The organism is Herbaspirillum sp. BH-1, from assembly GCF_002870055.1.
Lineage (GTDB): Bacteria > Pseudomonadota > Gammaproteobacteria > Burkholderiales > Burkholderiaceae_D > Herbaspirillum > Herbaspirillum frisingense.
The window spans coordinates 24572-34359 of record NZ_PKOI01000033.1 but is presented as its reverse complement, the minus strand read 5'-3'; the positions used below and the strand labels follow the sequence as shown (position 1 = coordinate 34359).

General features: G+C 61.4%; 7 protein-coding genes and 1 tRNA gene. 4 read left to right on the top strand and 4 right to left on the bottom strand.

The features are described from left to right. Window positions 1-424 precede the first annotated feature (424 nt). A tRNA-Thr gene (locus tag HBH1_RS24150) sits at window positions 425-500 on the bottom strand. A 111-nt stretch (window positions 501-611) separates the two neighbouring features. Beyond that, entirely contained in the window at window positions 612-1118 is a 507-nt protein-coding gene (locus HBH1_RS24145; protein WP_102664678.1) for a hypothetical protein, read from the bottom strand. A 320-nt stretch (window positions 1119-1438) separates the two neighbouring features. Between HBH1_RS24145 and HBH1_RS24140 the strand changes: the two genes are divergently transcribed. Continuing rightward, entirely contained in the window at window positions 1439-1762 is a 324-nt protein-coding gene (locus tag HBH1_RS24140; protein WP_102664677.1) for a plasmid stabilization protein, read from the top strand. Window positions 1763-1932: 170 nt separating this feature from the next. Here the strand turns inward: HBH1_RS24140 and HBH1_RS24135 are convergent, their stop codons facing one another. After that, window positions 1933-3075: a branched-chain amino acid ABC transporter substrate-binding protein gene (locus HBH1_RS24135; RefSeq protein WP_102664676.1), complete on the bottom strand. Its 1143-nt coding sequence runs from the start codon at window positions 3073-3075 to the stop codon at window positions 1933-1935. 204 nt (window positions 3076-3279) lie between these two features. Between HBH1_RS24135 and HBH1_RS24130 the strand changes: the two genes are divergently transcribed. The 3 genes from HBH1_RS24130 (at window position 3280) to rpiA (ending at window position 6819) form a co-directional block, all read left to right on the top strand. Continuing rightward, entirely contained in the window at window positions 3280-3792 is a 513-nt protein-coding gene (locus tag HBH1_RS24130) for an Lrp/AsnC family transcriptional regulator (protein ID WP_006464387.1), read from the top strand. A 501-nt stretch (window positions 3793-4293) separates the two neighbouring features. Further along, window positions 4294-6057: a cation:proton antiporter gene (locus tag HBH1_RS24125; protein ID WP_102664675.1), complete on the top strand. Its 1764-nt coding sequence runs from the start codon at window positions 4294-4296 to the stop codon at window positions 6055-6057. A gap of 81 nt (window positions 6058-6138) precedes the next feature. Further along, complete coding sequence (gene rpiA, locus HBH1_RS24120; protein ID WP_006464385.1) at window positions 6139-6819, top strand: ribose-5-phosphate isomerase RpiA; 681 nt, start codon at window positions 6139-6141, stop codon at window positions 6817-6819. 108 nt (window positions 6820-6927) lie between these two features. Here the strand turns inward: rpiA and HBH1_RS24115 are convergent, their stop codons facing one another. Beyond that, window positions 6928-9723, bottom strand: coding sequence for a M16 family metallopeptidase (locus HBH1_RS24115; protein ID WP_102664674.1), 2796 nt, complete (start codon window positions 9721-9723; stop codon window positions 6928-6930). Between the last annotated feature and the right edge of the window lie 65 nt (window positions 9724-9788).

Sequence of the window (9788 nt, the reverse complement as noted above, 5' to 3'; positions counted from 1 at the left end):
TTGAAACAGATGTTCCTGGAGTTAAGGGGGCTTGGTTATGAGGGGTCGTATGACCGTGTGGCGGCCTTTAGCAGGCAATGGAAGGCGGGTCAGTTAGAGAGGGTTAAATCGGCGAGCAAATCAACACGGTATCGGCCGAGGCTGTGTAAAAACGTAGAAATTTTTAGTGATCTTAAAAATCGGGCGCTCAGATCGCGCCGTATTCGATTTCCTTGGCATCGGGAAGGGTCTCCCTACCCATGATTTTTCTTATGTTTTATGTTTTTACACAGCCTCGGCCAGAAGCCGACATCCATGCCAATAAAAAAGCCCGCAATCGCGGGCTTTTTTGTGGCTATAAACTCCGCCGAGGGCACTTCTATTACCCAAGGAGGCGCTTATTACCCAATTAGGTTTCCGGCCTAAGCCGGAAACCCTTGTGTGCTGGTGCTGATGGGCGGAATCGAACCGTCGACCTACTGATTACGAATCAGTTGCTCTACCAACTGAGCTACATCAGCAAAAGTCCGCGATTATAGCGGTTTCTTTCCGCCAATTCCACTCCCCACGGAAAATTCCCGCCCCTTCGCCCCAAGGGGCAGGACCGGCCTTTTGGGGCGGGGAGTCAAGGATCAGCCATCGATCTTCCGATCCTCTTCCTTGGCTTCTTTCATGGCATCCGGTTCCAGTTCTTCGGCGGCGCGATTGCAATAAATGAAATATCCCCATGCCGCCAGCAGTACGCCCGTGCCTGCCAACAGGGCTGCGGCGTAGACCAGGTCGGCGGCTTCTTCGTGAACCGCGCGGAAGGTCATGACCAGGCCTTCGATGGCCAGGGCGACGATCACCACCACGAAAAACCGCGACAGGAAACGCCGTACGCGCGTAGGGGCGCTGATGTTGGCGTCGCGGACGACTTCCTCCTCGGTGATGGTCTCGGCGATCTGGAAGGCGACGACCGCGGCCGCCAGGATACCGATGGCCTCGATCAGTGCCTGGGCTTGCGACAAGCCCATCCCCTCGACCACCGCCTCGTAGCCCATGCGTGCGGCGATGAAGATGAGCGCCAGCGCGCCCAGCGCAAAAAGCACGGCAATCGTGCCGTGTACAACGCCAAATACTGCCGTGATCCGTTTCATCGCTTCTTCCCCTTCATCTTGTCATTGAGAGCGATTGGACTGATCAGGTGCGGAAAGGTTGTCTGCCTGTGAACGGTCTCAGAAGAGGGGGCATGACTCGCGCAATGCAGGCGGCGGGGCGATATCGGCAAGGCAAATTGTTTCCTTGCGGCACCATATGCCCGCATCGAAGGCTGGCTTCCAGATGTCTTACAGCGGGTTCAGTCGTTGTGGCATGGCTGGTGCGCGGGCCGGGGTCCTATCCTGACGTTGTCAGCTTCGGTCATGTTCAACTCGCCGGCGAGGTACTTTACTCGTGGGCCAGCTTCAAGGAGGTCATCATGCCCCAGTCAGCATGGAGCAATAAGCGGGAACGTCAGTATGAACACATCAAGTCCGGCGTCCTCAAGCGCGGCGCGAGTACCGGCCGTGCAGAGGAAATCGCCGCCCGTACGGTCAACAAGGAGCGCGCTCAGCACGGGGAATCCCGTTCTGCCAGTGCCAGCTCGCTGCACGATATGCCCGCCTCGCGCCGGGGCGGTCTGCGATCGCACAAGGGGAGCGGTGGTCGCACTTTCAAGCAGCTTTATGCCGAGGCGGCGGCACGCAACATCAAGGGACGTTCGGGAATGAACAAGGCCCAACTGGAAAAGGCACTGGCCTAGCGCGGTATCCGATTTCCGTCCCTGCTCACGTGCCGTTCGCGTTTGCGCCGGCAGGAAGAACAACGCCCCCGATGTACTTCGGGGGCGTTGCCTATTGCGTGCTGCTGTTTTGCCCTGCAGTCTGCGGCCGTATCAGCGCTTCAGGCGGCAGGGCGGTGCAGCGACCTGGCTTACTTGGTCACGGCCAGCAGGGTACGTTGACCACCCTTGTAGGTGTACAGGGTCAGGGAGCCGTCCTTGATGTCACCCTTGGCGTCGAACGCGATCACGCCGGTCACACCCTTGTGGCTGATCTTGGCCAGTTCTGGCAGGTACTTCTTGGGATCGGCGGAGCCGGCCTTGGCCATGGCGTCAGCCACGGTCATGGTGGCGTCGTAGGCATAGGCGGCGTTATAGACGACGTCGATGCCGAACTTCTTCTTGTAGGCCGCGCGGAAGTCGTCCATGCCCTTCTTGCCGGAATCATCCACGCCACCTGCTTCGGCGCAGACCACCTGGTCTTCGCCCAGGCCATCACCGGCCAGGCTGGGCAGGGAGCCGGTACAGATACCGTCGCCACCCATGAACTTGGCGTTGATACCCAGCTGCTTCATCTGACGCAGCATCGGACCACCCACCGCATCCATGCCGCCGAAGAAGACCACGTCCGGCTTCTTGCCCTTGAGCGAGGTCAGGATGGCGTTGAAGTCGGTCGCCTTGTCGTTGGTGAACTGGGTGCCGACGATGGTGCCACCGGCAGCCTTGGCGCCCTTGGCAAATTCTTCAGCCACGCCCTGACCGTAGGCGGTACGGTCGTCGATCACGGCGATATGCTTGGTACCCAGCTTCTGCACGGCATACTTGCCCAGGGCCGCGCCCAGTTGCGCATCGTTGGCCACCACGCGGAAAGTGGTCTTGAAGCCTTGCTGCGTGTACTTGGGGTTGGTGGCCGACGGCGAGACCTGCGGAATGCCGGCGTCGCTGTAGATCTTGGATGCCGGGATGGTGGTGCCGGAATTGAGGTGGCCGATCACCGCGGTGACCTTCTGGTCGACCAGCTTGGTGGCCACTGCAGTCGCTTGCTTGGGGTCCGATGCGTCGTCTTCGCCGACCAGTTCGAACTTGACCTTCTTGCCGCCGATGGTGAATCCCTTGGCGTTCAATTCTTCGACTGCCATGCGGGCACCGTTCTCGTTATCCTTGCCCATGTGGGCGTTAGGACCGGACAGCGGGCCGACGTGAGCGATCTTGACCACTTCCTGGGCATGCGCGGCGCCTGCGAATGCCAGACCGATAGCAGCAGTTAATGGAATAATGGCGCTCTTGAGTTTCATAGATTTCCTCTGTAGATTGGATTGACCACTTTTAATGTTTTGTCTCACTACACAGCTTTATTCAGATCCCTGTTGCGGTGACCTGGCGTCCCGCTTTGCTTTCGTCCCCGACTTTCTGAATAATGCAGACGGTACAACATAAGAATCGGCTAAGCCAAGTTTTTTTTGAGCGGCCTACCTGTAAATCATCCTCATATTTGTCCCATGCCTGCCAAACTTCATACGCTCGATAAGGTGGATCGCAAACTGCTCAACATGCTGCAGAAGGACAACCAGATTTCCACGCGCGTACTGGCGGAAAAACTGCACATCTCGCAACCCACCTGCCTGCGCCGCATCCGCGACCTGCGCGAGGCCGGCATCATCAGCGCCGAGGTGGCGATGGTCGATCCTTTTGCGCTCGGCTACGGCATGCTGGCCTTCCTCGAAATCTCGCTGAACAACCAGTCGGACCAGCACATGCAGGACTTCGAGCAGCGCATGGCCAAGGAGGCCGAGGTCATGCAGTGCTACTTCGTCTCTGGCGAATATGATTACTTCCTGGCGGTGCATGTGATCGACATGGATGCCTACTATCAGTTCGTCAGACGTGTGATCTCTGGCTCCGGCAATGTGCGCCACTTCCAGTCGCGCTTCCCGATGAAGCGCGCCAAATTCACCACTCGCATCAGTTTCGATGAGAAGGCGGCCGAGGTGCAGGTGCGCGTGCCAGGCTGATCGGGCCTGCCGGAGTGTGCGTGTATCGGGGTTTCATTAGGCCTGGCGAGCCGTCTTCATAGCATCCTGGCCTCACATTTACTAAGTTTACTTAGTTTCACCATTCCCCTTCTTCGTCCCGCAGAATGGGTCTTGTCGTCAGGCTGGCACGTAGTTTGCATTGCGTGGCGGTTGTCAGTTGTGTTATTTTCGGGATATCCAGTGGTGTGCGTTGAAGATGGCCGCCCGCCGCTGCATCCTCGCCAAGGTGGCATCGCGGTCACAGGCAGCAAGAGCGGACACAGATCAGCATCCAGCGTCGGCGCACGCCAGGCCGGCCACTCGGCAATACCCAGCAATCCCTATCATCCACCGTCTGCGGCCTGAGTCTGCAGGGCGCCGCATTGCCTGACCTGCCGTCTTTGTCGCCGGCAGCCGCAGGGGATTGGCAGCCTGACTTGCCGCCGGATTGGGCTCAAGCCACCACTTCCGTCACACAGAACAGAAAGGAAAACCCGCACGATGCACGAAGTCGAGTTATTCATCCAGGACATGGCGATCATCATGCTGATCGCCGGCATCGTCACCGTTGTCTTCAACAAGTTGAAACAGCCGGTGGTGCTGGGCTATATCGTCGCGGGCGTGATCATCGGCCCGCATACCCCGCCGTACGACCTGATCCAGGATGAGAAGACCGTGCACATCCTTTCGGAGCTGGGCGTGATCTTCCTGCTGTTCTCGCTGGGGCTGGAGTTCAGTCTCAAGAAACTGGCCAAGGTCGGGGCCACCGCCTTCATTGCCGCCGCCGCAGAAATCCTGCTGATGATCTGGATCGGCTACGAGATCGGCCTGTATTTCGGCTGGAAGCGGATGGACGCCATCTTCCTGGGCGCCATGCTGGCCGTGTCCTCCACCACCATCATCGTCAAGGCCTTGAACGAGCTGGGCATGAAGAACGAGAAGTTCGCCCAGATCATCTTCGGCATCCTGATCGTGGAAGACATCCTGGCCATCGGCATGATCGCCTTGCTCTCCGGGGTGGCCACCAGCGGTTCGGTCGATTCCACCGAAGTCTTCACCACCGTGGGCAAGCTGGTGCTGTTCATGACCGTTTCGCTGGTGGTGGGCATCCTCGCGGTGCCGCGCCTGCTGAGCTTCATCGCCCGCTTCAAGAGCCAGGAGATGCTGCTGGTGGCGGTGCTGGGCATCCTCTTCGGCTTCTGTCTGCTGGTGATGAAGCTGCAATACAGTGTGGCGCTGGGGGCCTTCCTGGTGGGGGCGGTGATGGCCGAGTCGCGCCATCTGCATCGCATCGAACGCCTGGTCGAGCCGATTCGCGACATGTTCTCCGCCATCTTCTTCGTGGCCATTGGCCTGCTGTTCGATCCCAATGTGCTGGTCAAGTACTGGATGCCGATCACTGTCATCACCCTGGCCGTGGTCTTCGGCAAGCTCATCAGCTGCGGCCTGGGGACCTTCGTGGCCGGGCAGGGCGGGCGCACGCCGATGCGCGTGGGCATGGGCCTGGCGCAGATCGGCGAGTTCTCCTTCATCATCGCCGCACTGGGCCAGAGCCTGAAGGTCACCAGCGACTTCCTCTATCCCATCGTGGTGGCGGTGTCGGCGGTGACCGCATTGCTCACGCCCTACCTGATCAAGGCTGCGGACCCGCTCTCGGCCAAGGCGGTCACGCTGGTGCCGGCACGCGTATCCGGGCTGATGGGCATGTACTCCAACTGGCTGGAAAGCCTGCAACCGACCGGCGACCGCGCCGAACTCACGCGCATCATCCGCCGCATCCTGATGCAGGTGATGGTGAACCTGGCGCTGGTGATCGCCATCTTCATCGGCGGTGCCTTCTTCGTCGATGGCCTCTCGCGCCAGCTGTCGGCCTGGACGCCGGATTCCGACGTCCAGAAAGCCATCATCTGGGGTGGTGCGCTGGTGCTTTCGCTGCCATTCCTGATCGCCACCTATCGCAAGCTGCAGGCCTTGTCGATGCTGCTGGCCGAAGTCAGCGTCAAGCCCGAGTTCGCGGGCGCGTATACTTCCGGCGTGCGCAAGGTGGTGTCGGAAGTCTTGCCCATCATGTCCATCGTCGGCATCATGCTGCTGATCTTCGTGTTGAGCGCCAGCATCCTGCCGCCGCTGAACCTGCTGGCCTTCGTGCTGGCAGCCGTCGCCGGGCTGCTGTGGTTGCTCTGGAGCAAGCTGGTCAAGCTGCATTCGCGGTTGCAGATCGCGCTGTTCGAGACGCTGGACGAGAAGCCGGATGATGTGCACTGAGCGGTCACCATCCTGCTGCATGGGAATTGAGGGCTTCCGCAAAACCGGATCCCAGGGTTTTATTTACGTTGGACTAAGAAAATGACTCAAGACGAACTCAAGCTGGCTGTGGCCAAGGCCGCCATCGACTACGTGGTCGATGGCGAAATCATCGGTGTGGGTACCGGCTCCACCGCCAATTTCTTCATCGATGAACTGGGCAAGATCAAGCATCGCATCAAGGGCGCGGTAGCGTCCTCCGAGGCGACGGCCGAGCGCCTGCGTTCGCACGGCATCACGGTGTTCGATCTCAACGAGGTCGAGACCATGCCTGTGTATATCGACGGCGCCGATGAGATCAACGCCGGTGGCGCCATGATCAAGGGCGGTGGTGCTGCGCTGACCCGCGAGAAGATCGTGGCCTCGGTGGCGCAGAAGTTTGTCTGCATCGCCGATGGTTCCAAGCTGGTCGACGTGCTGGGCAAATTCCCGCTGCCGGTGGAGGTGATCCCCATGTCGCACGCCGTGGTGGCCCGCAAGTTGGCTGCGCTGGGCGGGGAGCCGCGTCTGCGCCTGAACAAGAATGGCGACGGCCAGCCGCTGGTGACCGACAACGGTTGCTACATCATCGACGTGCTGGGCCTGGCCATCACCGATCCGGCCGATATCGAAGACAAGATCAACAATATCGTCGGCGTGGTCACCAATGGTCTGTTTGCCCGCCAGGGTGCCAATGTCTGCCTGCTGGGCACCGCCGACGGCGTCAAGAAGCTGGAGTTCTGAGGCACCTGTTCTGAAGGACGAGCAGCAGCTTCTGCGCTCCTGCAGGACGCAAGAAAAAATGGCCGTGTCGCGAGACACGGCCATTTTCGTTGCTGCCATCGCTGTGGATCAGGGCTGTGCGGCCTTGGCCTTGACCTCGTCCCGCGCAATGACCACGGTCATGCGCGCCGGATCAAGATACTTGCGTACCGCCGCATTGAGTTGCGCCAGTGTCAGGTCGGCCAGTTTCAAATCCAGCTGCTGCTGCCACAGGAAGCTGCGGTCCAGGTTCATCAGCGCCGTCCAGCTGGTGGCGATGCCGCCATCGCCGGCGCGCTGCTGGTTGCGCTGCTGCAGGATGCCGGACTTGGCGCGCAGCAGTTCTTCGTCCGTGAAGCCATCCTTGATGAGGCGGATGATTTCTTCGCGCACGGCGGCATCGACCTTGTCCAGGTTCTGCGGGGCCGCGATGGCGCGCACGCTGAAGTAGCCCGCATCACTGATGGCGCCCACCTGCAGGCCGCTGTTGATGCCGTAGGACAGCCCATCCTGCTGGCGGATGCGGTCGGCCAGGCGCGACTTCAGGCTGGAGCCGCCCAGCAGGTAATTGGCCACCGCCAGCGCCGGATAATCGGGATCGTCATCGCGCAGGCGGATGTTCTGGCGAGCCAGATAGACGCCGTTTTCCTTGTCGGGAGTATCGATGACGATACGCTTGGCCGGGATATCGGCCCAGGTGTGCAAGACCCGTGCATAGGGGGCCGGGCTGGCCCAGCCGGCGAAGGCCTGGTCGATGGCGGCACGGGTGGCCTGGACGTCGAAGTCACCGACGATGGCCAGCTCGCCATGGGAGGCGCCGTAGAAGCGCTGGTGGAAGGCCTTGACCTGTTCCAGCGTGACCGCCTGCACGGCAGCAATGCGCTGCTCCAGCGTTTGCGCGGCACGCCAGTCGCCGCTGGGATAGTGGTCGAAGTGCAGTTGCAGGGCTTCGGCGGCGCGGGCGTCCGGCTCCTTGCGGGTGGCTTCCAGTGCCGCCAGCGTTTCATTCTTCAGTTGCGTGAATTCGGCCGGATCCATGCGCGGATGGCGCAGCACCTCGCCGGCCAGCGCCAGTGCCGGGACCAGGTTGTCGCGGGTGGTCTGGAAGCGATAGACGTTGCCATTGATCTTCAGGCGCGTGAATTCATCGGCCAGCTGACGACGATCCAGTTTCTCCGTGCCGCGCAGGAGCATGGCAGCCGTCAATTGGGCCACGGCACGCTGGCCGAACAGACCCTGGGCATCGCCGAATTCCAGGTTCATGCTCACCGATACCGTCTGCCCACGCGACTTCTTGGGCAGCAGTGCCAGGTTCAGAGAAGCGTGCGGCGGCTGTTCCGGTGCGATGCGGGTGGTGCGCTGTTCGATGTTGCCGGGCGCCGGGTCGAAGGCTTCCCCGGAGGCGATGGCCGGGCGCGGCTGGTATTGAGCCAGCAGTGCCTCCACGCTGGGCGCGGCGGGGACCTCGCTGCGTTGCGGGTGATCTTCCGGCAGGTACAGGCCCACGGTGCGATTGTCGCGGCGGAAATACCTGGCGGCAGCCGCAGCGATGTCGGCACTGCCCAGGCGCTGCTCCAGGTCGCGGTCGATGAATACCAGCCGCCAGTCACCACGTGCAATCGCATTGGACATGGCCACGGCCATCTGTTGCGGATTGTTCTGCAGGGTCTCGAAGTTGTTCCCGCTCTCGCGATGCAGGCGCGCCACTTCTTCGGCCGTCGGCGGCGTGGTGCTGAAGGATTCTACGGCCGCGATCATGGCCTGCTTGACGGGTTCGATGTCGACTCCGGCCTTGAGCTGCGCCACGATCATCTGCAGCCCCGGTGCGAAGCCACTGAGCTGCATCGAATAGACCGCCGTCGCCAGTCCGGTCTCCACCAGCGACTTGTGCAGCCGGCCGTTGGGCGTGTCGGCCAGGATGTCGCTGGCGAAGGAGAGGGCGGTCGCATCCGGGTGCAGTGCGGAAGGCATCTTGTAGCCCAGCGCCACCAGTTGCAGGTCGCCGCGCCGGCGGATGGCGAACTGGCGTTCACCGTCCTGGGTCGGCTCCACGGTCCAGAATTCCGGCAGCTTGCGCTTGGGGCGCGGCAGGCGGCCAAACGTCTGGTTGACCCATTGCAGCACCTCGGCCGGCGCGAACTTGCCGGCGATCAGCAGCACCGCATTGTCTGGCTGGTAGTAGGTGCGATAGAAGGCCTGCAGGTTCTCGATGCGGACATTCTCGATGTCGCTGCGCGCACCGATGGTATTGCGGCCATAGCTGTGCCAGTCATAGGCCACGCTCTGCATGCGCTTCAACATCACCCGCGAGGGGGAGGTCTCGCCGGCTTCGAATTCGTTGCGCACCACCGTCATCTCGCTGTCGAGGTCCTTGCGCGCAATCCTGGAATTGACCATGCGATCGGCTTCCATGGCGATGGCCCATTGCAGGTTGTCCTGGCCGGCCTGGAAGGTCTCGTAGTAGTTGGTGCGGTCCAGCCAGGTGGTGCCGTTGAAGTTCATGCCGCGCTTGCTGAACTCCTGCGGAATGGCCGGATAGCGCGGCGACCCCTTGAACATCAGATGCTCCAGCAGGTGCGCCATGCCGGTCTCGCCGTAGTTCTCGTGGCGCGAGCCGACCAGGTAGGTGATGTTGACGGTGACGGTGGGCTTGGAGTCGTCCGGCAGCAGCAACAGCTTGAAGCCATTGGCAAAACGGTATTCGCTGATGCCCTCGGCACTGGGACCGGCGGTCACACCAGGCGGCAACGCCAGGGACGCACCGGTAGCGGCTGTGGTGGCGCTGGCCGGGGTGGCTGCGGCAGTGGCAGCGTAGGAAGCCGGGGCCGCGAGGGCCAGGCCCAGGCTGAGGGCGAGGAGGGCAAGGCGCAGATGACGCAAGGACAAGATGGACTCCAGCAGGAAGACGGATGCGAGGGTGGAATGGTAGACCCAGCCGCATTGTAGCCTCA

What these genes read in the sequence shown, in the direction of transcription:
- HBH1_RS24145 (WP_102664678.1), bottom strand. Translation starts at nt 1,118, where the DNA reads ATGAAACGGATCACGGCAGTATTTGGCGTTGTACACGGCACGATTGCC.
- rpiA (WP_006464385.1), top strand. Translation starts at nt 6,139, where the DNA reads ATGACTCAAGACGAACTCAAGCTGGCTGTGGCCAAGGCCGCCATCGAC.
- HBH1_RS24135 (WP_102664676.1), bottom strand. Translation starts at nt 3,075, where the DNA reads ATGAAACTCAAGAGCGCCATTATTCCATTAACTGCTGCTATCGGTCTG.
- HBH1_RS24140 (WP_102664677.1), top strand. Translation starts at nt 1,439, where the DNA reads ATGCCCCAGTCAGCATGGAGCAATAAGCGGGAACGTCAGTATGAACAC.
- HBH1_RS24130 (WP_006464387.1), top strand. Translation starts at nt 3,280, where the DNA reads ATGCCTGCCAAACTTCATACGCTCGATAAGGTGGATCGCAAACTGCTC.
- HBH1_RS24125 (WP_102664675.1), top strand. Translation starts at nt 4,294, where the DNA reads ATGCACGAAGTCGAGTTATTCATCCAGGACATGGCGATCATCATGCTG.